At 54.4% G+C, this 22,219-nt stretch carries 24 protein-coding genes, 2 tRNA genes and 1 other RNA gene; 15 read left to right on the plus strand and 12 right to left on the minus strand.

Annotation, left to right across the window (positions count from 1 at the left end):
• The first annotated feature begins 4 nt into the window (after nt 1–4).
• Nucleotides 5–1,288, plus strand: a complete 1,284-nt coding sequence (gene efeB / locus ACMWKK_RS12090; RefSeq protein ID WP_112781896.1) for an iron uptake transporter deferrochelatase/peroxidase subunit — start codon at nt 5–7, stop codon at nt 1,286–1,288.
• A gap of 499 nt (nt 1,289–1,787) precedes the next feature.
• The gene (gene phoH, locus ACMWKK_RS12095; RefSeq protein WP_008503509.1) at nt 1,788–2,576 is read left to right on the plus strand and encodes a phosphate starvation-inducible protein PhoH; all 789 of its coding nucleotides are present in this window, start codon (nt 1,788–1,790) and stop codon (nt 2,574–2,576) included.
• A 153-nt stretch (nt 2,577–2,729) separates the two neighbouring features.
• Here phoH and ACMWKK_RS12100 read toward each other — a convergent pair.
• From ACMWKK_RS12100 to ACMWKK_RS12110, 3 genes are all read right to left on the minus strand, one after another.
• Nucleotides 2,730–2,817: transfer RNA gene (locus ACMWKK_RS12100), tRNA-Ser, on the minus strand.
• A gap of 137 nt (nt 2,818–2,954) precedes the next feature.
• Entirely contained in the window at nt 2,955–3,632 is a 678-nt protein-coding gene (locus ACMWKK_RS12105) for an isochorismatase family protein (RefSeq protein ID WP_112781894.1), read from the minus strand.
• Between the two features lie 20 nt (nt 3,633–3,652).
• The gene (locus tag ACMWKK_RS12110; RefSeq protein WP_406542803.1) at nt 3,653–4,513 is read right to left on the minus strand and encodes a pirin family protein; all 861 of its coding nucleotides are present in this window, start codon (nt 4,511–4,513) and stop codon (nt 3,653–3,655) included.
• A 109-nt stretch (nt 4,514–4,622) separates the two neighbouring features.
• On the opposite strand from ACMWKK_RS12110, the gene ACMWKK_RS12115 reads away from it, so the two are divergent.
• Nucleotides 4,623–5,528 (plus strand): LysR family transcriptional regulator, encoded by a 906-nt coding sequence (locus ACMWKK_RS12115; RefSeq protein WP_112781892.1) that lies wholly within the window; start codon nt 4,623–4,625, stop codon nt 5,526–5,528.
• 117 nt (nt 5,529–5,645) lie between these two features.
• Here ACMWKK_RS12115 and ACMWKK_RS12120 read toward each other — a convergent pair.
• Nucleotides 5,646–5,783, minus strand: a non-coding RNA gene (locus tag ACMWKK_RS12120) — RtT sRNA.
• Nucleotides 5,784–5,827: 44 nt separating this feature from the next.
• Nucleotides 5,828–5,915 (minus strand) — tRNA-Ser (locus ACMWKK_RS12125).
• A gap of 232 nt (nt 5,916–6,147) precedes the next feature.
• On the opposite strand from ACMWKK_RS12125, the gene ghrA reads away from it, so the two are divergent.
• The 4 genes from ghrA to ACMWKK_RS12145 all read left to right on the plus strand — a co-directional run bounded on the left by ghrA (nt 6,148) and on the right by ACMWKK_RS12145 (nt 9,063).
• Entirely contained in the window at nt 6,148–7,086 is a 939-nt protein-coding gene (ghrA, locus tag ACMWKK_RS12130; RefSeq protein WP_112781891.1) for a glyoxylate/hydroxypyruvate reductase GhrA, read from the plus strand.
• Nucleotides 7,087–7,170: 84 nt separating this feature from the next.
• Nucleotides 7,171–7,908, plus strand: a complete 738-nt coding sequence (locus ACMWKK_RS12135; protein WP_045326926.1) for a phosphatase — start codon at nt 7,171–7,173, stop codon at nt 7,906–7,908.
• A 21-nt stretch (nt 7,909–7,929) separates the two neighbouring features.
• Nucleotides 7,930–8,484: a molecular chaperone gene (locus tag ACMWKK_RS12140; protein WP_112781890.1), complete on the plus strand. Its 555-nt coding sequence runs from the start codon at nt 7,930–7,932 to the stop codon at nt 8,482–8,484.
• A gap of 96 nt (nt 8,485–8,580) precedes the next feature.
• Nucleotides 8,581–9,063 (plus strand): DUF1097 domain-containing protein, encoded by a 483-nt coding sequence (locus ACMWKK_RS12145; RefSeq protein ID WP_072265743.1) that lies wholly within the window; start codon nt 8,581–8,583, stop codon nt 9,061–9,063.
• 43 nt (nt 9,064–9,106) lie between these two features.
• Here the strand turns inward: ACMWKK_RS12145 and csgG are convergent, their stop codons facing one another.
• The 4 genes from csgG to csgD are packed head-to-tail and all read right to left on the minus strand — an operon-like array spanning nt 9,107 to nt 11,448.
• Entirely contained in the window at nt 9,107–9,940 is an 834-nt protein-coding gene (gene csgG / locus ACMWKK_RS12150; protein ID WP_028019093.1) for a curli production assembly/transport protein CsgG, read from the minus strand.
• Nucleotides 9,941–9,966: 26 nt separating this feature from the next.
• Nucleotides 9,967–10,380: a curli production assembly/transport protein CsgF gene (csgF, locus tag ACMWKK_RS12155; protein WP_045326929.1), complete on the minus strand. Its 414-nt coding sequence runs from the start codon at nt 10,378–10,380 to the stop codon at nt 9,967–9,969.
• Between the two features lie 23 nt (nt 10,381–10,403).
• Entirely contained in the window at nt 10,404–10,793 is a 390-nt protein-coding gene (gene csgE, locus ACMWKK_RS12160; RefSeq protein WP_045326930.1) for a curli production assembly/transport protein CsgE, read from the minus strand.
• A 4-nt stretch (nt 10,794–10,797) separates the two neighbouring features.
• Nucleotides 10,798–11,448, minus strand: a complete 651-nt coding sequence (csgD, locus tag ACMWKK_RS12165) for a biofilm master transcriptional regulator CsgD (RefSeq protein ID WP_021240790.1) — start codon at nt 11,446–11,448, stop codon at nt 10,798–10,800.
• 764 nt (nt 11,449–12,212) lie between these two features.
• Here csgD and csgB point away from each other — a divergent pair.
• The 5 genes from csgB (at nt 12,213) to ymdB (ending at nt 14,689) form a co-directional block, all read left to right on the plus strand.
• Nucleotides 12,213–12,668, plus strand: coding sequence for a curli minor subunit CsgB (gene csgB / locus ACMWKK_RS12170; RefSeq protein ID WP_112781889.1), 456 nt, complete (start codon nt 12,213–12,215; stop codon nt 12,666–12,668).
• A gap of 41 nt (nt 12,669–12,709) precedes the next feature.
• The gene (gene csgA, locus ACMWKK_RS12175; RefSeq protein ID WP_045326932.1) at nt 12,710–13,162 is read left to right on the plus strand and encodes a curli major subunit CsgA; all 453 of its coding nucleotides are present in this window, start codon (nt 12,710–12,712) and stop codon (nt 13,160–13,162) included.
• Between the two features lie 61 nt (nt 13,163–13,223).
• Entirely contained in the window at nt 13,224–13,556 is a 333-nt protein-coding gene (gene csgC, locus ACMWKK_RS12180; protein ID WP_112781888.1) for a curli assembly chaperone CsgC, read from the plus strand.
• A gap of 163 nt (nt 13,557–13,719) precedes the next feature.
• Nucleotides 13,720–14,040 (plus strand): type 1 fimbrial protein, encoded by a 321-nt coding sequence (locus ACMWKK_RS12185; RefSeq protein WP_112781887.1) that lies wholly within the window; start codon nt 13,720–13,722, stop codon nt 14,038–14,040.
• A gap of 106 nt (nt 14,041–14,146) precedes the next feature.
• The gene (ymdB, locus tag ACMWKK_RS12190) at nt 14,147–14,689 is read left to right on the plus strand and encodes an O-acetyl-ADP-ribose deacetylase (protein WP_112781886.1); all 543 of its coding nucleotides are present in this window, start codon (nt 14,147–14,149) and stop codon (nt 14,687–14,689) included.
• Nucleotides 14,690–14,722: 33 nt separating this feature from the next.
• On the opposite strand, the gene mdoC is transcribed toward ymdB, so the two are convergent.
• The gene (mdoC, locus tag ACMWKK_RS12195; protein WP_045326936.1) at nt 14,723–15,862 is read right to left on the minus strand and encodes a glucans biosynthesis protein MdoC; all 1,140 of its coding nucleotides are present in this window, start codon (nt 15,860–15,862) and stop codon (nt 14,723–14,725) included.
• 254 nt (nt 15,863–16,116) lie between these two features.
• On the opposite strand from mdoC, the gene mdoG reads away from it, so the two are divergent.
• The 3 genes from mdoG to ACMWKK_RS12210 all read left to right on the plus strand — a co-directional run bounded on the left by mdoG (nt 16,117) and on the right by ACMWKK_RS12210 (nt 20,503).
• A complete protein-coding gene (gene mdoG, locus ACMWKK_RS12200) occupies nt 16,117–17,670 on the plus strand; it encodes a glucans biosynthesis protein MdoG (protein WP_032672403.1) in 1,554 nt (517 codons plus the stop codon).
• Nucleotides 17,663–20,191 (plus strand): glucans biosynthesis glucosyltransferase MdoH, encoded by a 2,529-nt coding sequence (mdoH, locus tag ACMWKK_RS12205; RefSeq protein ID WP_045326937.1) that lies wholly within the window; start codon nt 17,663–17,665, stop codon nt 20,189–20,191. The genes mdoG and mdoH overlap by 8 nt, the downstream gene beginning before the upstream one ends.
• An 84-nt stretch (nt 20,192–20,275) precedes the next feature.
• Nucleotides 20,276–20,503 (plus strand): YceK/YidQ family lipoprotein, encoded by a 228-nt coding sequence (locus ACMWKK_RS12210; RefSeq protein ID WP_112781885.1) that lies wholly within the window; start codon nt 20,276–20,278, stop codon nt 20,501–20,503.
• 6 nt (nt 20,504–20,509) lie between these two features.
• Here ACMWKK_RS12210 and ACMWKK_RS12215 read toward each other — a convergent pair whose 3' ends face one another.
• Entirely contained in the window at nt 20,510–20,884 is a 375-nt protein-coding gene (locus ACMWKK_RS12215; protein ID WP_023311118.1) for a MysB family protein, read from the minus strand.
• Between the two features lie 97 nt (nt 20,885–20,981).
• Nucleotides 20,982–22,199 carry a multidrug efflux MFS transporter MdtG gene (gene mdtG, locus ACMWKK_RS12220; RefSeq protein WP_112781884.1) on the minus strand — a complete coding sequence of 406 codons (1,218 nt, stop codon included), beginning with the start codon at nt 22,197–22,199 and terminating at the stop codon, nt 20,982–20,984.
• Nucleotides 22,200–22,219: the final 20 nt, after the last annotated feature.

The raw sequence follows: 22,219 nt of genomic DNA on the forward strand, positions 1-22,219 counted from the left end.
CACGATGAACAAGCATAACGAGAGCGACGTGGTTGAGCCTTCCCGTCGCCGGCTGCTAAAAGGGGTAGGGGCGCTGGGGGGCGCGCTTGCTCTGGCCGGTGGCTGTCCGGTGGCGCACGCGGCGAAACCGCAAAGCGCGCCCGGCACGCTGTCACCCAATGCCCGCATGGAGACGCAGCCGTTTTACGGCGAGCACCAGGCGGGTATTCTGACGCCGCAGCAGGCGTCGATGATGCTGGTGGCCTTTGATTCGCTGGCCAGCGATAAAGCCGATCTGGAACGCCTGTTCCGCCTGCTGACGACGCGCATCGCGTTTCTTACCGCCGGGGGACCGGCACCGGATACGCCGAACCCGCGCCTGCCGCCGATGGACTCCGGCATTCTGGGGCCGTTTATCGCCCCGGATAACCTGACCATTACCGTTTCGCTGGGTGAATCGCTGTTTGATGCGCGCTACGGGCTGGCAAAGCAGAAGCCGAAAGCGCTGCAAAAAATGACGCGCTTCCCGAATGATTCCCTCGACGCGGCGCTGTGCCACGGCGACCTGCTCCTGCAGATTTGCGCCAATACCCAGGACACGGTGATCCACGCCCTGCGCGACATCATCAAGCACACGCCGGATTTGCTCAGCGTGCGCTGGAAGCGGGAAGGGTTTATCTCTGACCACGCCGCCCGCAGCAAAGGGAAAGAGACTCCGGTCAACCTTCTGGGCTTCAAGGACGGCACCGCCAACCCGGACAGCCACGATGCTGCGCTCATGAAGGAGGTGGTGTGGGTCACTGCTGACCAGGGCGAACCGGCATGGGCGGTGGGGGGCAGCTATCAGGCGGTGCGGATTATCCAGTTCCACGTGGAGTTCTGGGACCGCACGCCGCTCAAAGAGCAGCAGACCATCTTTGGCCGCGACAAGCAGAGCGGGGCGCCGCTCGGCATGAAGAATGAGCATGACGTGCCCGACTACGCCAGCGATCCGAATGGCGACACCATCGCGCTGGACAGCCATATTCGTCTGGCCAATCCGCGCACCAAAGAGTCGCAGTCGAGCCTGATGATGCGTCGCGGCTACAGCTACTCGCTCGGCGTGACCAACTCCGGCCAGCTTGATATGGGGCTGCTGTTCGTCTGCTACCAGCACGATCTGGAAAAAGGGTTCCTGACCGTGCAGAAGCGGCTCAACGGCGAAGCGCTGGAAGAGTACATTAAGCCCATCGGCGGCGGCTATTTCTTTGCCCTGCCGGGCGTGCGCGACAGCAACGCGTACCTCGCTCAAGGTCTTATTGAAGCCTGATAATCGTCCCCGCAACCGTTCGCGAGGACATTATTTTTTCATATGACTATCTTGTTGTTATATTTCTGTAATATTTCTATATAAGACTGAATCCGCTGCAAGAGCAGTCTTAAAAGTTGCATTCAGGTAAAATAAATGTTGCATTTATGATAACTCCTGATGTACTTAAGATAAGACAGCGGTAGTTCCCGGCAGTGATGCTGTATCACTATGGAGATCGCGAATGGTTGCGTCCTGTACTGGACAAGGTAAACATAACAACCGCAGCACCCGGCGCGGAGGCTCAGACTCCGGCAGCGATTTCCTCACCACTAAATTCTCCCCCCTTCCTCAAGAACCTGATTCGACCGACGTGCAGAACGGTGCGCGTAGCTGTTCCGTATCGTCATCCGATAGTGCAAGCAATGGCTTACAAGGAAGCCAACCCTCTGATGTTCGTGCGCATAATCGTGCCGACGCTGGCGCGTGTGATGAATACCAACAACTCAAGGTGCTATCCATGGGAAGACAAAAAGCAGTGATCAAAGCTCGTCGCGAAGCAAAACGTGTGCTGAGACGGGATTCACGCAGCCATAAACAGCGTGAAGAAGAATCGGTCACCTCGCTTGTGCAGATGAGTGGCGTAGAAGCAATTGGCATGGCCCGAGACAGCCGTGATAATTCTCCAATTGTGGCGCGCAATGAGGCTCAGGCGCACTACCTGAATGCTATCGAGAGTAAACAGCTCATCTTTGCAACCGGTGAAGCCGGATGCGGGAAAACGTGGATTAGTGCGGCCAAAGCGGCGGAAGCATTGATCCATAAGGACGTGGAGAGAATTATCGTTACCCGTCCGGTACTGCAGGCGGATGAAGATCTCGGCTTCCTGCCCGGCGATATTTCGGAGAAGTTTGCCCCGTACTTCAGGCCCGTCTATGACGTGCTGGTTAAGCGGCTGGGCGCATCCTTCATGCAGTACTGCCTGCGACCAGAGATTGGCAAGGTGGAAATCGCGCCGTTCGCCTATATGCGCGGACGTACATTTGAAAATGCGGTCGTCATTCTTGACGAGGCTCAGAACGTGACCGCTGCGCAAATGAAGATGTTTTTAACGCGCCTCGGGGAGAACGTGACGGTTATCGTTAACGGCGACATCACCCAGTGTGACCTGCCGTCCGGCGTGAAGTCCGGATTAAGCGACGCCATGTCACGTTTTGAGGAAGATGAGATGATTGGGGTGGTACGCTTCACCAAAGATGACTGCGTGCGGTCGGCGCTGTGTCAGAGGACGCTGCAAGCGTATTATTGAGTTTGCTGTTGCGTTCAAGGCCCGGGAAACCGGGCTTTGTTTTTTGTGCGGGCATGCTGTCGGGTGGCGCTGCGCTTACCCGACCTACAATACTGCATACGTGCAATATGCAAAAAAAAAGCCCGCATTTTCATGCGAGCTCTTCTTTAAATATGGCGGTGAGGGGGGGATTCGAACCCCCGATACGTTGCCGTATACACACTTTCCAGGCGTGCTCCTTCAGCCACTCGGACACCTCACCATATTGTTTTGCTGCCTGACCGCTTGGGGGGCAACGGGGCGCTACTATAGGGAGTTGCGCTAAAGCGGTCAAGCAGATTTTCTGTATTCGTGTGCGTTCGGTTAAGCCTTAATCAGCTCGGGTCGCAGCACGAGTCATCAACGCTGTGAATCGAGCACTTCGCTGTTTTTAACCACTTCCTGCGCTTTGCCGTAGCTTTCGATCAGCAGCCGGTAAGCCGGGAAGATGTGGGTATAGACCTCAGCCCACTCCGCTGCGTCTTCACGGTTCCAGGTACGCTGGATCTCAGAGGCCACCGCCGCCGTATCCATCGGGACCACGCCTGCCTGCACGACGCGCGCCAGCGTGATCTCCTGCGCCATTTTGCTGTAGGTACCGGAGGCATCGATCACCGCAAACACCTTATACCCGTCAGCAACCGCGCTGATTGACGGGAAGGCCATGCAGACGCTGGTGATAGTGCCTGCGATAATCAACGTCTTGCATCCGGTCGCTTTCACCGCCGCCACGAACTCCGGGTTATCCCAGGCGTTGATCTCACCTTTACGGGCAACGTATTGTGCATGCGGCGCGTTGGCGTGGATCTCCGGGATAAGCGGGCCGTTTGGCCCCTGCGGAACGGACGCGGTGGTGATCACCGGGATCTTCGCCAGCGTCGCGATTTTAGCCAGCGCTGCCGCACGGGCGCGCAGTTCCGGCATGGGCATATCCCCCACGGTCTGGAAAAGGCCGCTCTGGTGATCGATGAGCAACATCACCGCATCGTTCACATCAATAACCGGACGCGTGCCGTTAAAATTCGCAGGTGTAGACATTTTCTTCTCCTTTATTACCGTCAGATCTGGCCGAAGCGGCCGGAGTTGAAATCACGAATGGCTTCGTTGATTTCGCTTTTACTGTTCATCACAAACGGGCCATAGCCCACGATGGGTTCATTCAGCGGCTCGCCCGCCATCAGCAGCACTTTTGCATCGCCGTCCGCCTCCAGATGCAGTTTGTCGCCTTCCTGACTCAATACGACCAGCTGGGCTTCACCAGCCTGAGCCGTACCGTTCACCGTGATGTTGCCTTCCAGCACGACCAGCGCGGTGCTCCAGCCTTCGGGCTGATTGAGCGTCAAATGGCTTCCCTGATTCAGCGCGATGTCCCAGACGTTGAGCGGCGAGAAGGTGTGCGCCGGGCCGGTCACCGTGTCGTAGCGGCCGGCAATGACCCGCAGCGAACCGCTGTTATCCGGTAGCGTCACCACCGGGATCGCATCCTTCGTTATGCTCTGGTAGCCCGGCGCCGCCATCTTGTCTTTCGCCGGCAGGTTGACCCACAGCTGCATCATTTTCAGCTCGCCGCCTTTCTGCGAGAACGCGCTGGAGTGGAACTCCTCGTGCAAAATGCCTGCGCCTGCGGTCATCCACTGCACGTCGCCGGGGCCAATAACGCCGCCTTTACCCGTGGAGTCGCGATGCTCCACTTCACCGGAATAGACGATGGTGACCGTTTCAAAACCCCGGTGAGGGTGCTGGCCTACGCCGCGTTTCGCCCCATCTGCCGGAAAGGTGTACGGGCCCGCGTAGTCCAGCAGCAGGAACGGGCTGAGAGGCTCGCCGTGCGTCTGATAAGAGAACATTGAACGGACCGGGAAACCGTCTCCGACCCAGTGCTGGCGGGGAGCGGTATAAACGCCTGTTACGTTTTTCATGATTAACTCCTGATGTTCTGTTGATGTAATTAGCTTATATTCAGGGTTAATATCCCGGTAGATAGTGAAAATGACATTCACTGTTCTGAAAATAGAACGATGAGGATTTATGCAGGATCTCAATGACTTCGTCTGGTTTGTGAAGGTGGTGGACTACGGTGGCTTTGCGGCGGCGGGAAGGGCGCTTGACCTGCCCAAGTCCAGGCTAAGCCGCCGGATTGCCCAGCTGGAAGAACGCCTCGGCGTGCGGCTTATTCACCGAACAACCCGACAGTTTACGGTGACCGAGGTCGGGCAGACCTTCTATCAGCACTGTAAAGCGATGATGGTGGAGGCCGAGGCCGCCGAGGAAGCCGTGGCGGCACTGCAGGCTGAACCGCGCGGTGTCGTCAGGATCACCTGCCCGATAACCCTGCTGCATGTCCACGTGGGTCCGATGCTGGCCAGATTTATGGCGCGCTACCCCGGCATCAATCTTCAACTGGAGGCGACTAACCGGCGGGTCGACCTGGTGGGAGAGGGCGTGGATATCGCGATCCGCGTCCGCCCGCGTCCGTTTGATGACAGCGACCTGGTGTTAAGGGTGCTGGCTGACAGGGGGCATTGTCTGGTCGCCGGTCCGGCGCTGATTCAACGCATGGGAGAACCGGTCGCCCCGTCAGAACTCAGTGCCTGGCCCGGGTTAAGCATGAGTGAGGGGAAACATATCCATAAATGGGAACTCTGTGGCCCCGGCGGCGCCAGAGCGGAAATCCATTACCATCCCCGGCTGATCACCACCGATATGCTCGCGCTACGTGAAGCTGCCATGGCGGGCATCGGCGTGGTGCAATTGCCGATTTTAATGGTGAAGGATCAGCTAGCGTCCGGGGAACTGGTTCGGGTACTTGATGCCTGGGAACCGCGACGGGAAGTAATTCATGCCGTTTATCCTTCAAGGCGCGGTTTGCTGCCGTCCGTCAGGACGCTGGTGGATTTTCTGACCGCAGAGTACGCGAAGATGGTTGAAGAGTAGTTTTTGTAGGTCGGGTAAGCGCAGCGCCACCCGACATAAACTGCGCAGGAAGTCTCAGGGTTCGGTCGATCCAAAAGAAAAAAGCCCGTACTTTCGTACGAGCTCTCATCTTAAATATGGCGGTGAGGGGGGGATTGACTCGCTTCGCTCGCCCTTCGGGCAGCCTGTTCGCTGCGCTCTCAGTCTGTCCAACTGGCTGTCGCCAGTTGTCGAACCCCGGTCGGGGATTCTCATCCCCCCTTTTCGGAGAATATAAAAGAAAAAAGCCCGTACTTTCGTACGAGCTCTCATCTTAAATATGGCGGTGAGGGGGGGATTCGAACCCCCGATACGTTGCCGTATACACACTTTCCAGGCGTGCTCCTTCAGCCACTCGGACACCTCACCATATTGTCATCCCGTTGTTGTCGGGACGGGCGCTAATGTAAGGAAAAGCCGAACTGCCGTCAACTCACTTTTTCAGTAATTTAGCGCGTTTAGACAAACTTCAGGCAACATGATTCTTAAATGTGCTGAAAGCGTCTTTTTTATCAGCAACACGGTCGCGCAATAAATTTGATATGCTGACCCTCCAGTGAAAAAGCAAAATAAATCAGCGCAATAAAAGGCAGGAATAACTATGGATATACTTTTCTATCACCCCACGTTTGATACGGCATACTGGATCAAGGCGCTTACGGCAGCATTACCCGGCGCACGCGTTCGTGAATGGAAGCGTGGCGATAATGAACATGCTGACTATGCGCTGGTCTGGCATCCTCCGGTAGAAATGCTCCAGGGCCGCAAGCTGAAGGCTGTTTTTGCCCTGGGGGCGGGGGTGGATTCCATTCTGAGCAAACTGAAGGCACAGCCTGAAATGCTCCCGGAAGAGATCCCCCTGTTCCGCCTTGAGGATACCGGAATGGGCCAGCAGATGCAGGAATATGCCGTCAGCCAGGTGCTGCACTGGTTCCGCCGCTTTGATGACTATCAGGCCTTTAAACAGCAGGCCCGCTGGGAGCCGCTGCCGGATTACCGTCGCGAAGACTTTACTATCGGGATCCTCGGCGCAGGCGTGCTGGGCTCAAAAGTGGCTGAAGCCCTCGCTCCGTGGGGCTTTCCGCTGCGCTGCTGGAGCCGCAGCCGCAAGGACTATCCGGGCGTCGAGAGCTTTGCCGGCACGGATGAGCTTCCGGCGTTTCTTAAAGGCACGCGCGTGCTGATCAACCTGCTGCCCAATACGGCGGAAACGGTAGGGATCATCAATGCAGCCCTGCTCAATCAGCTCGTCGACCAGAGCTACCTGATGAACCTGGCGCGCGGGGTGCATCTGGTCGAGTCCGATCTGCTGAAGGCGCTGGACAGCGGAAAGCTAAAAGGCGCGATGCTGGATGTCTATAGCCGCGAGCCGCTGCCCGCGGAAAGCCCGCTTTGGGCGCATCCGCGCGTGGCGATGACCCCGCACGTGGCTGCCGTGACGCGTCCGGCAGAGGCGGTGGCGTATATCTCCCATACCATCAGCGAAATGGAAAAGGGCAACCCAGTCACCGGCCAGGTCGACAGACGGCGCGGCTACTGAGAGAAACCCGGCGTTCGCCGGGTTTTTGCTAATATTCGCCGCTGATAACTGCTATCCTTTGGAAAAACCGCAGAGGAGAGAGAGATGTATCCCGTTGACCTGCATATGCACACCGTCGCCAGCACCCACGCGTATAGCAACCTCCATGATTATATCGCCCAGGCGAAGCTTAAAGGCATCAAGCTTTTCGCGATCACCGATCATGGCCCGGACATGGCGGACGCGCCGCACTACTGGCATTTTGTGAATATGCGTATCTGGCCACGACTGGTGGATGGCATTGGGATCCTGCGCGGCATTGAGGCGAACATCAAAAACACCGACGGTGAGATTGACTGCACCGGCCCGATGCTGACCTCTCTCGACCTTATCCTCGCCGGTTTTCATGAGCCGGTTTTCCCGCCTCAGGATAAAGAGACCCACACCGCGGCGATGATTGCCACCATTGCCAGCGGCAATGTGCACATTATCAGTCATCCCGGTAACCCGAAGTACCCCATTGATATTCAGGCCGTCGCGCAGGCGGCAGCGAAACACCGCGTGGCGCTGGAGATTAACAACTCCTCCTTCGTTCACTCGCGTAAGGGCAGTGAAGCCAACTGTCGTGAGGTGGCCGCTGCCGTGCGTGATGCCGGCGGCATGGTGGCGCTGGGCTCAGATTCCCATACCGCGTTTACGCTGGGTGATTTCAGCGAGTGCCTGAAAGTGCTGAATGATGTTAACTTCCCGGAAGCGCAAATCCTCAACGTCACCCCACGCCGCATGCTCGATTTCCTCGAGTCGCGCGGCATGGAGCCGATTGACGAATTTGCCGATCTTTAATTGTGTAATGGAATAATAAAAATGAACGAGTTCTCCATCCTTTGTCGCGTGCTGGGTACGCTCTATTATCGCCAGCCGCAGGACCCGCTGTTGGTTCCGCTTTTTACGTTAATTCGTGAAGGCAAACTGGCGCAGAACTGGCCGCTGGAACAGGATGATTTACTGGAACGTCTGCAAAAAAGCTGCGACATGCAGCAGATTGCGACGGACTACAATGCGCTGTTCGTCGGCGAGGAGTGCCGCGTTTCGCCATACCGTTCCGCCTGGCAGGAAGGGGCAACGGAAGCGGAAGTGCGTGCTTTCCTCTCTTCGCGCGGTATGCCGCTGAGCGATACGCCAGCCGACCATATCGGTACGCTGCTGCTGGCTGCCTCCTGGATCGAAGACAACGCCGGGGATGATGAGAACGAAGCCATCGAAACCCTTTTCGAAACGTATCTGCTGCCGTGGGTGGGGACATTTCTGGGTAAAGTCGAAGCCCATGCCACCTCGCCGTTCTGGAGAACGCTGGCACCGATCACCCGCGATGCGATTGCGGCGATGTGGGATGAGCTGGAAGAAGAGAATGAAGAGTGATTCGGATCACATAAATTCTGCAACTCAACATCTCAATTTGCACGTAATGTGCTTCTGATCGCATTTCTCTGGTGCGCTTCTGCTAAGATGCGCGCCATGAACATATTACTTTCTATCGCAATAACGACGGGCATTCTCTCCGGACTTTGGGGATGGGTGGCCGTGTCTCTCGGATTGCTCAGCTGGGCCGGATTCCTTGGCTGTACGGCCTATTTCGCCTGCCCGCAGGGGGGCGTCAAAGGGCTCTTTATCTCTGGCTGCACGCTGATGAGCGGTGTTATCTGGGCGCTGGTCATCATGAAAGGCAGCGCGCTGGCGCCGCATGTTGAGATCCTGAGTTACGTCATGACGGGCGTTGTTGCCTTCCTGATGTGCGTTCAGGCCAGGCATCTGCTGCTGTCGTTTGTGCCGGGAACCTTTATCGGGGCGTGTGCGACCTTTGCAGGGCAGGGAGACTGGAAGCTGGTGGTTCCCTCCCTGGCGCTGGGGCTGGTGTTTGGCTATGCCATGAAAAACAGCGGTCTTTGGCTGGCGTCGCGGCGGGAGAAAGCGCAAAACGTCACGGCAGTGAGTGAATAAAAAAAGGCGAGATAATCATCTCGCCTTTTTTACGCGCTTCCCGTCAGGATTCCGGAGGTACTGACATATCGCGGTATTTCACCAGAATCGGATTCTGCACGTCTGCTTTGTTTTGTAGATCCCACAGCCCGCGATCGATACCATCGTTGATTAAGAAGATCACGCCGGTTTCAATGGCTGACATCAGACACATCATTACCGGCTCGTTAGAGGTATAGCCAATTTCACCTTCCAGCAAACGCTGGTAATCGATGAAGCGGAATACCCCCGCCTGAACTTCATAAGACAGTATGGTTTTGCTGGTGTTCACAGAAGAGAGCACTTCGCCGGTGCTGACGTTGACCACGCGCAGGTTAACGGCGATTTGATCGAGCTGGTACTGGGTATCCGCACCGATACCGAAGTACCGCGCGCCCACCCCGCCCGATTTAACGTTACTTTCGTAACCAATTATCGACCCTTCAATCATCACGTTCGCCGCCGCCAGCGATTGTAGAGGCGTACGGTTGTTGTCCGCGACGGTGCCATTTTCCTGGGCAGCACGAATAATCTTGCGTTCGTTCAACAGGTTCTGCAGCCCCTGACGTTCCAGAGGTATAAACCAGTGTGAATCCTTCAGCGCGGTTACCAGCATCGCGGTGGCGCTTTGCGGTACGGCCGTGGAGAAGTTACTTGCCGGGTACGGTTTGAATTGCCCGGTTTCATCCTGAATGTTGTACACGGAGACAAATATTTTCCCCGTAGGAGAAGGTAAATGCGTTAAATCACGATAACTCTGGGCCCGAGGCATTAATGTCGGTTTTGCAGCTTCTTTAGGCGGAGCAGTTAAACAACCGCTCAATAAGCACACTGCAACAAATATCAGGAAGCGCTGCATGATTGTTGTCCTTATTTCGTTGTTGTTTAGAAGTTAGTTGAATCGTTTTGTAGACCGGAAACCTGAATGGTCGAGACTTTTCCGGTTTTACGATCGGTCACGTTCAGCTGAAGCTGTCCGTCCCGGTTGGCGATATCAACAATAAAGTCGTTGGTCACCATTCGGCCGGGTTTACCGGTATTAATATTGGTAAGCAAACCGCCTAAAATCTGCGACTGGATAGCCTGGGTGAAATTGTCCAGTGCGGAGGGGGTATCCACGCTAAAATTCTTTAAGCTTGGGTCCTTATAAGAGTTTTGCGCCTGAGCCTCATTCAGCAGAAACGCGCCGTTGTTAGGGTTACCGCCAAAGTTTGGGTTACGGAACTGAAACGTCATGTTCCCGGCCCAGCTAATCGGGGTGATCAGCATTATCGAAACAACTGCATATGCAATACGCATGACAGCCTCCAGATATCGGTTCGCTAGAACTCATCTTTTGCTAAATCGCGTGTGCTTAATAGGGCTTTATCTATTTGCAGGCGATTAATAGCGTCTTCTGATTGTGCCAGTGCCTGGGCTACGTTTTTATCGAAGTCTAATTTGGTCGGGAATAAAAACGTTTGATATATAACGTCCTGATTAGCCGTTATTGTTATCCAGCTTCCCCATCGTGCACTGGGCCGCTCATTGATTGTTATATTACCCGTGTATTTATTGTCCCATTTGTCACTGAAGGCACGGTAAAAGCTGTGCCCGACCGATGAGACGGTGTGGTCTGTTAACAATCCGGGAACTTCGACCTCGACGGCCTTCAGATTCCCGGCAGCGAGCAGAAAACCCGCTGCGGCGATCCAACTCAACGTGCGCTTCATGTGATTAACGCCTGAGGTTATCGTTTGCCCACGAAACCGCCTGAGTTCGGTTTTTCACAGCTATCTTCTTGAAAAGATTATAAAGGTGCGTCTTTACCGTATTTTCGCTGATAAATAACGAACGGGCGATTTCAATATTTGAAGCACCAATGCGTAACTTATTCAGGATCTCTTTCTCACGGTGCGTGAGCAGTGCTGACTCTGAGCTGTTGTAGCGATAATTTCCGGAGTGCGTGATGAGATAGCTGGCAAGCTTTTGCGAAAAATAACACTCTCCGCGCAAGATACCCTGCAGGCCCTCGACCACCCGGTCTTCTTCTTCCGTGACGTAGAACACGCCATTGATATGCGGCCAGCTTTCGATATCCCTGAAAGGATATTCATCAGGGGTATTTAACAACAGTACGCGGATATTATTGTTTTTCCTGCTTAAAATATCTTGCCAGTAATGGATAAGCTTTTTATCAGCTTCCATCATATCGAACAGAATAATGCTGCCAGGTGCAATATCATCAAAAGAACGTTGAATATTATGCAATTTCCCGTTCAGTGATAAAGATTGCTTTAAATGTTGTAATAACGCTGTCGCTTGCAAAGAAGGTTTTGTGATCAACAGTAATGTATGACCATGTAAACTATGGACTTCATTATACATGATGAAACCCCACTTTTTATTGGCACCTGACAGTTGGCCTCCTCATTAAGAGAGGACCCCAGAAGTACTGACAGATGTTGCACTGCTGTGTGTAGAATCAGACCATAACCTCCACAGGGAGGTAAATATAAAACCAATTTCGTACATCTAATTTCAATCTAGCTTTTACGAAGTTTAAAGCAAGTGTTAAACGTGTAACTAAATGTAAAAATCAATATTAATTTGTGAAAATTGAATGTAGTGAATGATGAAAAATGATGCTAAAGTTGTACATGCTAATACGTATGCATAGATTTTAAAAATCATACAAATATTTTTATCTGCATGATTTAAAATGGAATTTATTATTTTACGACAATGATAGTTGAGTATGATTTACCGATTATTTCTAAGTCCGGAATTGAGCGGCTGTCTGCCTTAAGAAAACGGGTTTCGTGTCACGCTTGAGAAAAAATCGTCTTCTGCCGTTACGTTTAAACAACGCGGAAGGAAGCGTGGACAGCCTTCGCCTCGTTGTACAACCCTACTGTCAGATATTCGTAATAAAAAATATAAGCTGGCCTGATTAAAGTGATTTTTGATGGAAATTACGACTTTGAGGTGAGCCGTTAAATAAAAATAAGCCGCGCGGGTGAGATATTTAAAATGTTTCAGCGGACATACTCTTCACCGTAACGACGCGTTAACACAATACGAATCGTTTTTACAAGTAACACGGTCTTACGGTTATGGCGTGATTCAATAACCAGGTCCAGGGTGACAACATGAAATACACATCGTTATTTATGGTGTTTACATTACTGGGTGCGCCTGGATTTGTAACCGCAGCGAATTCAGATTTAGCCAATCCTGAATATAACTTTGCGGTGAACGAATTAAGTCTTTCAGCATTAAATCAGGCAGCCATTATTGGTCAACAAGGTGTTTTTAATGACGCTCAGGTTCGCCAGGAAGGTTCAAAACTTTTGTCCATTGTTTCCCAGGATGGAGCAGGCAACAGAGCGAGAGTTGATCAATCAGGGGGTTACAATATTGCCTGGATCGCTCAGAGCGGTAACGGGAATGATGCAGGTATTACGCAAGATGGATACGGTAATAGCGCAAAAATTATCCAGCAAGGGTCGGGTAATAGAGCAAATATTACGCAGTACGGTACGCAGAAAACCGCAGTTGTAGTGCAGAAACAGTCGCAAATGGCGATTAACGTTATTCAACATTAACGCTTACGCGGCGACTTTAATCAATCCGACGGGGGTTTACCATGAAATTTTTCAAAGTGGCAGCGCTTGCAGCAATCGTAGTTTCTGGTAGTGCTATGGCTGGTCTGATTAATCAGGATGGCTGGGGTCATGGACATGGCCATGGCGGTTACGGTGGTCCAAATTCTACCCTGAATATTTATCAGAACGGTGGCGGTAACTCCGCGGTAGCCCTGCAGACAGACGCCAGAAATTCCGTCCTGAATATTAGCCAGACCGGTGGCGGTAACGGCGCTGACGTTGGCCAGGGTTCTGATGACAGTAAAATCAACCTGACCCAGAACGGTTTCGGCAACAGTGCAACACTTGACCAGTGGAACAGTAAAAAATCCGTCATGAACGTGAGCCAGTCCGGCGGCTTTAACGGTGCACTCGTAGACCAGACTGCGTCCAACTCGACTGTTAACGTTACCCAGATCGGTTTTGGTAACCACGCGACAGCCCATCAGTACTGATACTGATATCTGTGCTACAAAAAAACAGGGCTGATGCCCTGTTTTTTTTCGGGAGTTCATCATGAATACCTTAATTCTACTTGCCGCCCTTTCAAGCCAGATCACTTTCAAAACGTCGCAGCAGGAAAATATGACCACCATTATTCCGCAGGTCACCCTGGCGCAATCGTGTGACTGCCAGGTTCAGATTGTTTCTGTGCGGGAAGGGCAGGGGGGACAAAGCTCTTCCCGCCAGCAAAACACGCTTTTTATCCCCGCTAATCAGACGATTGATTTAATGCGCCTGAGTTTAAATATAAGCGCAGGTGACACGGTAAAAATCGTCGTCACCGTTTCAGATGGAAAATCGCTTCATTTATCACAACAGTGGTCGCCAGCGGGCAGTGCAATCTAATTATTCATGAAATCAATAAGTTGCGAATGTGGCGGGTCTGTGCCGTTGAGCTATGCTGATATCAGGGACCTGGTCGTTATGTTCCGCAACGTGAACTTCGTTTGCCCTGATTAATGAAGCGCGTTTACCCCTCATGGACGATTTTCATTGAGGAGTATTTATAATGAACAACTCTTTTGCTCGGCTCGTGGCTGGTCTGGGTCTGGTCGTTTCTGCTCTGAGTATCCCGGCTTATTCAGCCACGGTTGTTAACGGTGGCGTCATTCATTTTCGCGGGGCCATTGTCGCAGACCCCTGTGAAGTCACTCCGCAGAAGCAGCAGTTTGCCATGTCATGTCCAATTAATAACCGTATGCAAACGCGTATGGTCAGCTATGAAGAGGCGCTTAACGGGAAAGTAAGCGACTCAAGCCTGGCGACGCTGAATATGAAATACCTTAATCCTGAAAAAACGCTCGCGGTTGTCGAAATTCAGTATCGCTGATGCGCACTTTCCCGCCCTGCGGTGGAAGAGGATTTTTTCTGATAGTTTTTTCTCCCGGTCTCCTCTGCGATACACTTAAGAAAAAGGCGGGTTGCAGAGGGGCTTTATGAAACCGCAAATTGACATTATTCATGGCGATATCACGACACAGCACGTCGACGTTATCGTCAATGCGGCCAATCCATCCCTGATGGGGGGCGGCGGCGTGGACGGGGCTATCCACCGGGCCGCCGGACCGCAGCTGCTGGAAGCCTGTAAAACCGTGCGGCAACAGCAGGGCGAGTGTCCTCCCGGTCACGCGGTCATTACGCTGGCGGGTAATCTGCCTGCCAGAGCGGTTATTCATGCCGTAGGGCCCGTCTGGCATGGCGGGGACCAGCACGAAGCGAGCATTCTGGAAGAGGCTTACCGGAACTGTCTGCGACTGGCCGCCGACAACGGTTATAAAACGATGGCGTTCCCGGCCATCAGCACCGGCGCGTATGGTTACCCTAAGGCCGCCGCCGCCACCATCGCCGTAGACACCGTTTACCGCTATCTGTCGTTAAAACCGCTGCCAGAGAAGGTCATTTTTGTCTGTTTTGACGAAGACACCCTGCATCTTTATCAGCGGCTTCTGACTCAGCGCCGGCAAGAGCTGGAAAGCTAAAGCAAGCGCGGCGCATTCAATGCGCCGCGTTTGTTATGAGGCTTTCGCCGGTGGCTTTCCTGAAAAGAGGAAACGCAGGAGCGGGATCCGCAGGTGGATTTCGTAAAGGACGATCGCCACGCCTACTACAAACACCAGCCCAGTAAAGAAGCCCAGCGTGTTGGAGGTGATGTGCGGCGTGATGTAAGCCCCGAAGAAAAGCGTTAACGGGTGATGCACCAGATAAATAAACAGTGACGCATTCACGAAGTAGGTCACGCGGCTGGACTTAAAGTTCAGCAGACGGTGGCCCAGCGCGAAGACCACGTTCACCATCCACAGGCCCAGCAGCATCGTGATCACGCTTTCCGTTTCATACATCCAGGCATCGCCGCTGCCGTAGCGCTGGTTCAGCAGATAGGCTGCGAACGCAAGGGTGGCTCCCAGCGCGCACCACGGTGACGGGGTGATAAACAGCGATTTAAGTTTGGGATGGATAAAGGCCAGCGCGCCGATTAAAAAGAACGGAATGTAGAACAGTGACTGCATCACGACAAAATTAAATAATCCGTCGCTCAAAATCGGCGGATAGACGATGAGCAGGGTCCGTCTCACGGCGGCATAGGCGATCCCCAACAGCAAGAAGAGCACCGACAGTTTACCCATCGTCACGTTAGCGAAGAAGGTATCGGCTTTCGTACTCAAATGGTGGCGCAGGCGGCTGAATATCAACAGGCTCACCGTGGTGAGCACCACCAGCACCAGCAGGAACCACAGGTGAGACACCAGCTCCCAGACCAGCGTATTGTACTTTTCATACGGCGTAAGATTCGGCCAGTTCTCCGCCTTGCCCTTGACGTACTGCAACATAATGAACTGGGGCAGCGTCAGCAGCGGAATGGCGGTCAGCATGGGGATCCCCACGCGTTCTACGCGCACCTTCCACCAGCGTTTAAGCGGATACCGCAAAAACAGCATGTAGGAAAAATAGCCGGATATGACGAAAAACACCTGCATACGGAAGGCGTGAATAAAGTCATTAAACAGCGTCAGCCACCAGGACGGCATCTGGCTATTCACGTGCCAGGTGTGGCTGGAGTAAATCAGTGAAATGTGAAAGGGGATCCCCAATAGCATCAGCCAGGCCCGGATCGAGTCGAGGAAATATTCACGTTCTGTTGGTGTTGTGCTCATATAACGTTGTGCATTCTCAGACTTTTCGTCTTATCCCTAAGACTCATAATGGTTACATTCGAAGCCAACCCTACACCAAGACCGACACCCTGTCTCCAGGATAAGCACGCAAAGTGAAAAGCGGGTTCTTTCATTTGCTTATTCCATGAGCCAGCAGCTGAACAAAGCAGTGATAATGTTGTCGGATTGCCTGAGTTTCCATTAAAATGGATCGGATCGATATAAGCACACAAAGGGGGAAGTGCTTACTTATTATGAAACATAAACCACAGATGATGAAAATGCGTTGGTTAGGTGCTGCAGTGGTGTTATCACTGTATACCTCATCGGCACTGGCCTTTAACATCGACGATGTCGCAAAACAGGCAAAATCGATGGCAGGCAAGAGCTACGAAGCGCCGAAAAGTAACTTGCCCTCCGTTTTCCGCGACATGAAGTATGCGGACTATCAGCAGATCCAGTTCAATCACGACAAAGCGTACTGGAGCAACATTAAAACCCCGTTCAAGCTTGAGTTTTATCATCAGGGTATGTACTTCGACACGCCTGTTGCCATCAATGAAGTGACGGCGACCGCGGTTCGTAAGATCAAGTACAGCCCGGATTACTTCAATTTTGGCAATGTGCAACACGACAAAGATACGGTGAAAGACCTGGGCTTCGCGGGCTTTAAGGTGCTTTACCCGATCAACAGCAAAGATAAAAACGACGAAATCGTCAGCATGCTCGGTGCCAGCTATTTCCGCGTCATTGGCGCGGGGCAGGTGTACGGGCTTTCCGCGCGTGGTCTGGCTATTGATACCGCGCTGCCATCAGGTGAAGAGTTCCCACGTTTCCGCGAGTTCTGGATTGAGCGTCCAAAACCAACGGATAAGCGTCTGACCATCTATGCGCTGCTGGATTCCCCACGTGCAACCGGCGCCTATCGCTTTGTGATTATGCCGGGTCGTGACACGGTGGTTGACGTGCAGTCCAAGGTTTACCTGCGTGATAAAGTGGGCAAACTGGGCGTGGCACCGCTGACCAGTATGTTCCTGTTTGGGCCGAACCAGCCGTCACCGGCAACCAACTTCCGCCCGGAACTGCATGACTCCAACGGCCTGTCTATTCATGCCGGCAACGGCGAGTGGATCTGGCGTCCGCTGAATAACCCGAAACACCTGGCGGTGAGCAGCTACGCAATGGAAAACCCACAAGGTTTTGGCCTGCTGCAGCGTGGTCGTCAGTTCTCCCGCTTTGAAGATTTGGACGATCGCTATGACCAGCGTCCAAGCGCCTGGGTCACGCCAAACGGTGACTGGGGTAAAGGTAAGGTCGAGCTGGTAGAGATCCCAACCAACGACGAAACCAACGATAACATCGTCGCTTACTGGACGCCGGATCAGCTGCCGGAAGCCGGTAAAGAGATGAACTTCAAGTACACCATTACCTTCAGCCGAGACGAAGACAAGCTGCATGCGCCGGATAACGCGTACGTGATGCAGACTCGCCGCTCAACGGGTGATGTGAAGCAGTCGAATCTCATCCGTCAGCCTGACGGTACCGTGGCATTTGTCGTGGACTTCACGGGCCAGGATATGAAGAAACTGTCACCGGATACCGCTGTTGCCGCTCAGGCCAGCATCGGTGATAACGGTGAAATCGTTGAGAATACCGTGCGTTACAACCCGGTAACCAAAGGCTGGCGTCTGACCCTGCGCGTGAAAGTGAAAGATCCGAAACAGACCACTGAAATGCGTGCTGCGCTGGTCAGTAACGATCAGCCGCTGAGTGAAACCTGGAGCTATCAGCTACCTGCCAATGAATAATACATCTGAATATATTGATGCCATGCCGCTGACGGATATCGAAAAAGCGGCGCTGCCTAAGAGCGACATCCGCGCGGTTCACACCGCGCTGGATGGTGAACATCGTACGTTTACCCGTGATGATGATACGCCGCTCGGGTCAGTCAAGGCGCGTCTGGAGCAGGCCTGGCCGGACTCGCTGGCGGAAGGGCAGTTGATTAAAGACGACGAAGGACGCGATCAGCTTCAGGCGATGCCGAAGGCGACGCGTTCCTCGATGTTCCCCGACCCCTGGCGCACCAACCCGGTGGGTCGCTTCTGGGATCGCCTGCGCGGGCGCGATGTGACGCCGCGCTATCTGTCGCGCCTGACGAAAGAGGAGCAGGCGTCCGAACAGAAATGGCGTACTGTGGGGACTATCCGTCGCTACATCCTGCTGCTTCTGACGCTGGCGCAGACGGTCGTCGCGACCTGGTACATGAAAACCATCCTGCCTTATCAGGGCTGGGCGTTCATCAACCCGACGGACATGATGGGCCAGGATCTCTGGGTCTCCTTCATGCAGCTGCTGCCGTATATCCTGCAGAGCGGCATTCTCCTGCTGTTCGCGGTGCTCTTCTGCTGGGTTTCGGCCGGTTTCTGGACCGCGCTGATGGGCTTCCTGCAGCTGCTGATGGGGCGTGACAAATACAGCATTTCAGCGTCAACGGTCGGGGATGAACCCCTCAATCCTGAGCACCGTACCGCGCTGATTATGCCTATTTGTAACGAAGACGTTGACCGCGTCTTTGCAGGCCTGCGTGCGACCTGGGAGTCCGTGAAGGCGACCGGCAACGCGGCGCATTTCGACGTTTACATCCTGAGCGACAGCTACAACCCGGATATCTGCGTGGCGGAACAAAAAGCGTGGATGGAGCTGATTGCAGAAGTGCAGGGCGAAGGGCAGATCTTCTACCGCCGCCGCCGCCGTCGTGTGAAGCGTAAAAGCGGTAACATTGATGACTTCTGCCGTCGCTGGGGTAACCAGTACAGCTACATGGTGGTGCTGGATGCCGACTCCGTCATGAGCGGTGACTGCCTGAGCGGCCTGGTGCGTCTGATGGAAGCCAACCCGAACGCGGGTATCATCCAGTCCTCACCAAAAGCGTCCGGTATGGACACCCTTTATGCGCGCTGCCAGCAGTTCGCCACCCGTGTCTACGGGCCGCTGTTTACGGCCGGTCTGCACTTCTGGCAGCTGGGCGAGTCGCACTACTGGGGTCACAACGCCATCATCCGCGTGAAGCCGTTCATTGAACACTGTGCGCTGGCGCCGCTGCCGGGTGAGGGTTCGTTTGCCGGTTCGATTCTGTCGCATGACTTCGTGGAAGCGGCGCTGATGCGTCGTGCTGGCTGGGGCGTCTGGATTGCCTACGACCTGCCGGGATCGTACGAAGAGCTGCCGCCGAACCTGCTGGACGAGCTCAAGCGTGACCGCCGCTGGTGTCACGGTAACCTGATGAACTTCCGCCTGTTCCTGGTGAAAGGGATGCACCCGGTTCACCGTGCGGTGTTCCTGACGGGCGTGATGTCTTATCTCTCCGCACCGCTGTGGTTTATGTTCCTCGCCCTCTCCACTGCGCTGCAGGTCGTCCATGCTCTGACGGAGCCGCAGTACTTCCTGCAACCGCGCCAGCTGTTCCCGGTGTGGCCGCAGTGGCGTCCGGAACTGGCGATTGCGCTGTTTGCTTCCACCATGGTGCTGCTGTTCCTGCCTAAGCTGCTCAGCATCATCCTGATCTGGTGCAAAGGCTCGAAAGAGTACGGCGGTTTCTTCCGCGTGACCCTTTCACTGCTGCTGGAAGTCCTGTTCTCGGTGCTTCTGGCGCCGGTACGTATGCTGTTCCACACCGTGTTTGTGGTCAGCGCGTTCCTGGGCTGGGAAGTGGTCTGGAACTCACCGCAGCGTGACGACGACTCCACGCCGTGGGGTGAGGCCTTTATGCGCCACGGTTCTCAGCTGCTGCTGGGTCTGGTGTGGGCGGCCGGGATGGCCTGGCTGGATCTGCGCTTCCTGTTCTGGCTGGCACCGATTGTGTTCTCGCTGATCCTGTCGCCGTTTGTGTCCGTGATCTCCAGCCGTTCAACGGTGGGGCTGCGAACCAAGCGCTGGAAGCTGTTCCTGATCCCGGAAGAGTACTCCCCGCCGCAGGTGCTGGTGGATACCGATCGTTACCTGGAACAGAACCGCAATCGCTCGCTGGATGATGGCTTTATGCACGCCGTGTTTAACCCGTCATTCAACGCCCTGGCAACGGCAATGGCGACGGCGCGTCACCGTGCCAGCCAGGTGCTGGAGATTGCCCGCGATCGTCACGTTGAGCAGGCGCTTAACGAGACGCCGGAGAAACTCAGCCGCGACCGTCGACTGGTGCTGTTGAGCGATCCGGTGACAATGGCGCGTCTTCACTACCGCGTGTGGTCCGCTCCGGAGAGATACTCTTCGTGGGTGAACTACTATAAGGACGTGAAGCTTAATCCGCTGGCGCTGAAGGCGAAGTAGGTTGTTAAGCAGGGCGGGTAAGCGAAACGCCTCCCGCCAGATAAAATACCGGCTTAATCGCCGGTATTTTTTTAGAGGTAACTCATGAGAATACTCATCGTCGTACTGATGGCGTGCCTGCTGAGCGGCTGCGGCAGCATCATCAGCCGCACCATACCAGGGCAGGGCCATGGGAATCAGTATTACCCGGGCGTGAAGTGGGATGCCCGCGATTCCGCATGGCGCTACCTGACCGTGCTCGATCTGCCGTTCTCGCTGATTTTTGACACCCTCTTACTGCCCATTGACGTCAGCCATGGCCCTTACGAGTAGCGTCAGTTAACGCTCGTCCCACTCATCGGCTGCGGTTTGACCTTCTTCCGTATCCAGCGGCGGCTCGAGCTGAAACTCACCCTCATCCCACTCGTGCAGGGTGTTCTCTTCCAGCCATTCCTGCCGCAGTTCGATCTCATCATAATCGCCATCAAAAACGGCCTGCGCACCTTCACCGCTTAATATCGGCAAACATTCCCCTTCTTCGCCTTCGTCGGCAAAGAATTCGGCCTGCCACATAATATCCCCATCCTGCAGAACGTATTTCTGGATATTAAGCTGCTGAACGTCAGCATCTTCTTCCTCAACGCCGGGGTTATCGGCGAGGAACTCTTCACGAGCGGCATCAATCGCTTCTTCCAGCGTGGCGTACATGGTCATGGGTGTCTCCCTGTTTTCCAGAAGGTTTCAGGGAAAGAATAGCTGAATATCAGATTCTGCAAGTATGAAAGCGAAAATAAGCCGTCAGGCTTTCACCTTATTCTGTCGCGGGCCGTAGCGCGCGGGATAGACTGAACCATGAATAAATCGCGTTGAACAGCACCACGCCGGCCGTCACGATAAAAACGGCGCGAAAACCAAAGCTGGCGGAGATCCCGGCACCGAGCAGCGGTCCGGTGACATTACCGATATCGCGGAATGACTGGTTATAGCTGAAAATACGCCCGGCGATCTGGTTCGTGGAGTTATAGACCAGCAGGGTCTGTACGGCGGGCAGTAACGCGCCGTCGGCGGCACCGAGCAAAAAGCGCAGGACGCCCAATTGCCAGGGCGATTGCACCATTGACATCGGGATAAGCAGCAGGACGGAAATCACCAGCGCGCAGATCAGGATTTTTTCCGGACCGACGCGATCCCCCAGCTTGCCCAGCCTCGGGGCGCTCAGCAGCGCCGCCACGCCGGGCACGGACGCAATCATCCCGCTGATGAATGCAATACTGCTCACGTTACCCGCCAGATCCCGCACGTACAGCGTCAGAATCGGGGCAATCGAACCGGTCGCCACCTGAATAATCAGGGTCGTCACGAACAGGCTGAGCACCAGTCTGGGATGCTTAAGCGAGGTCAGCACCTCCCTGGCGTGGAGCATCTCTTTTTTGGCGACGGGCGTGAATTTTTCACGAATACAGAGGAGGGTGACGATAAAGCACAGGAATAGCACGCTGGCGGTGATGAAAAAGACCGGACGCAGGCCGTAGTTATCCGCCAGCAATCCACCGGCAAGCGGCCCCAGCAGAGCGCCGCTCACGCCGCCGGTGGAGAGCGTGCCCAGCGCCCAGCCGCTTTTCTGGCGGGGTATCTGCGTGGCAATCAGGGCATTCGCGTTGGGAATAAATCCCCCCAGCAAGCCCAGCAGCGCGCGCAGGATCAGAAACTGCCAGACGTTTTGCGCCACGCCCATCAGCGCCATGATGATGGCCATCCCCAGTGCCGAACGCAGCAGCATGATTTTTCGACCCTTGCGATCGGCCAGGCCACCCCAGAACGGCGAGGCCATCGCGGAAAAGAGAAACGTGATGCTGAAGACCAGGCCAGACCACATATTGAGCGCGCCGTGGCCCGTCACGCCCAGCTGTTCGACGTAGAGCGGCAGGAAGGGCATGATCAGGCTAAACGCCGCGCCGGTAAGAAAACAGCCAAGCCACGCAACCGTGAGGTTACGCTTCCAGTTTATGGGGGCATCTGAGGGTGACATAACTATCCGCATAATGAGGT

Source organism: Enterobacter sp. 01-M-03-SI-ECC (genome assembly GCF_047530215.1).
In the GTDB taxonomy this organism is placed as follows: Bacteria; Pseudomonadota; Gammaproteobacteria; order Enterobacterales; family Enterobacteriaceae; genus Enterobacter; species Enterobacter chengduensis.

Bases quoted from the DNA above. Each gene is read 5' to 3' on its own strand.
- ACMWKK_RS12140 (WP_112781890.1), top strand. From the start codon at position 7,930: ATGAACGAGTTCTCCATCCTTTGTCGCGTGCTGGGTACGCTCTATTAT.
- ACMWKK_RS12145 (WP_072265743.1), top strand. From the start codon at position 8,581: ATGAACATATTACTTTCTATCGCAATAACGACGGGCATTCTCTCCGGA.
- csgE (WP_045326930.1), bottom strand. From the start codon at position 10,793: ATGAAGCGCACGTTGAGTTGGATCGCCGCAGCGGGTTTTCTGCTCGCT.
- csgB (WP_112781889.1), top strand. From the start codon at position 12,213: ATGAAATACACATCGTTATTTATGGTGTTTACATTACTGGGTGCGCCT.
- ghrA (WP_112781891.1), top strand. From the start codon at position 6,148: ATGGATATACTTTTCTATCACCCCACGTTTGATACGGCATACTGGATC.
- ACMWKK_RS12210 (WP_112781885.1), top strand. From the start codon at position 20,276: ATGAGAATACTCATCGTCGTACTGATGGCGTGCCTGCTGAGCGGCTGC.
- mdoC (WP_045326936.1), bottom strand. From the start codon at position 15,862: ATGAGCACAACACCAACAGAACGTGAATATTTCCTCGACTCGATCCGG.
- ymdB (WP_112781886.1), top strand. From the start codon at position 14,147: ATGAAACCGCAAATTGACATTATTCATGGCGATATCACGACACAGCAC.
- mdtG (WP_112781884.1), bottom strand. From the start codon at position 22,199: ATGTCACCCTCAGATGCCCCCATAAACTGGAAGCGTAACCTCACGGTT.
- csgC (WP_112781888.1), top strand. From the start codon at position 13,224: ATGAATACCTTAATTCTACTTGCCGCCCTTTCAAGCCAGATCACTTTC.
- mdoG (WP_032672403.1), top strand. From the start codon at position 16,117: ATGAAACATAAACCACAGATGATGAAAATGCGTTGGTTAGGTGCTGCA.
- phoH (WP_008503509.1), top strand. From the start codon at position 1,788: ATGGGAAGACAAAAAGCAGTGATCAAAGCTCGTCGCGAAGCAAAACGT.
- ACMWKK_RS12110 (WP_406542803.1), bottom strand. From the start codon at position 4,513: ATGAAAAACGTAACAGGCGTTTATACCGCTCCCCGCCAGCACTGGGTC.
- ACMWKK_RS12185 (WP_112781887.1), top strand. From the start codon at position 13,720: ATGAACAACTCTTTTGCTCGGCTCGTGGCTGGTCTGGGTCTGGTCGTT.
- csgF (WP_045326929.1), bottom strand. From the start codon at position 10,380: ATGCGTATTGCATATGCAGTTGTTTCGATAATGCTGATCACCCCGATT.
- csgA (WP_045326932.1), top strand. From the start codon at position 12,710: ATGAAATTTTTCAAAGTGGCAGCGCTTGCAGCAATCGTAGTTTCTGGT.
- mdoH (WP_045326937.1), top strand. From the start codon at position 17,663: ATGAATAATACATCTGAATATATTGATGCCATGCCGCTGACGGATATC.
- ACMWKK_RS12105 (WP_112781894.1), bottom strand. From the start codon at position 3,632: ATGTCTACACCTGCGAATTTTAACGGCACGCGTCCGGTTATTGATGTG.
- ACMWKK_RS12215 (WP_023311118.1), bottom strand. From the start codon at position 20,884: ATGACCATGTACGCCACGCTGGAAGAAGCGATTGATGCCGCTCGTGAA.
- ACMWKK_RS12135 (WP_045326926.1), top strand. From the start codon at position 7,171: ATGTATCCCGTTGACCTGCATATGCACACCGTCGCCAGCACCCACGCG.
- csgG (WP_028019093.1), bottom strand. From the start codon at position 9,940: ATGCAGCGCTTCCTGATATTTGTTGCAGTGTGCTTATTGAGCGGTTGT.
- ACMWKK_RS12115 (WP_112781892.1), top strand. From the start codon at position 4,623: ATGCAGGATCTCAATGACTTCGTCTGGTTTGTGAAGGTGGTGGACTAC.
- csgD (WP_021240790.1), bottom strand. From the start codon at position 11,448: ATGTATAATGAAGTCCATAGTTTACATGGTCATACATTACTGTTGATC.
- efeB (WP_112781896.1), top strand. From the start codon at position 5: ATGAACAAGCATAACGAGAGCGACGTGGTTGAGCCTTCCCGTCGCCGG.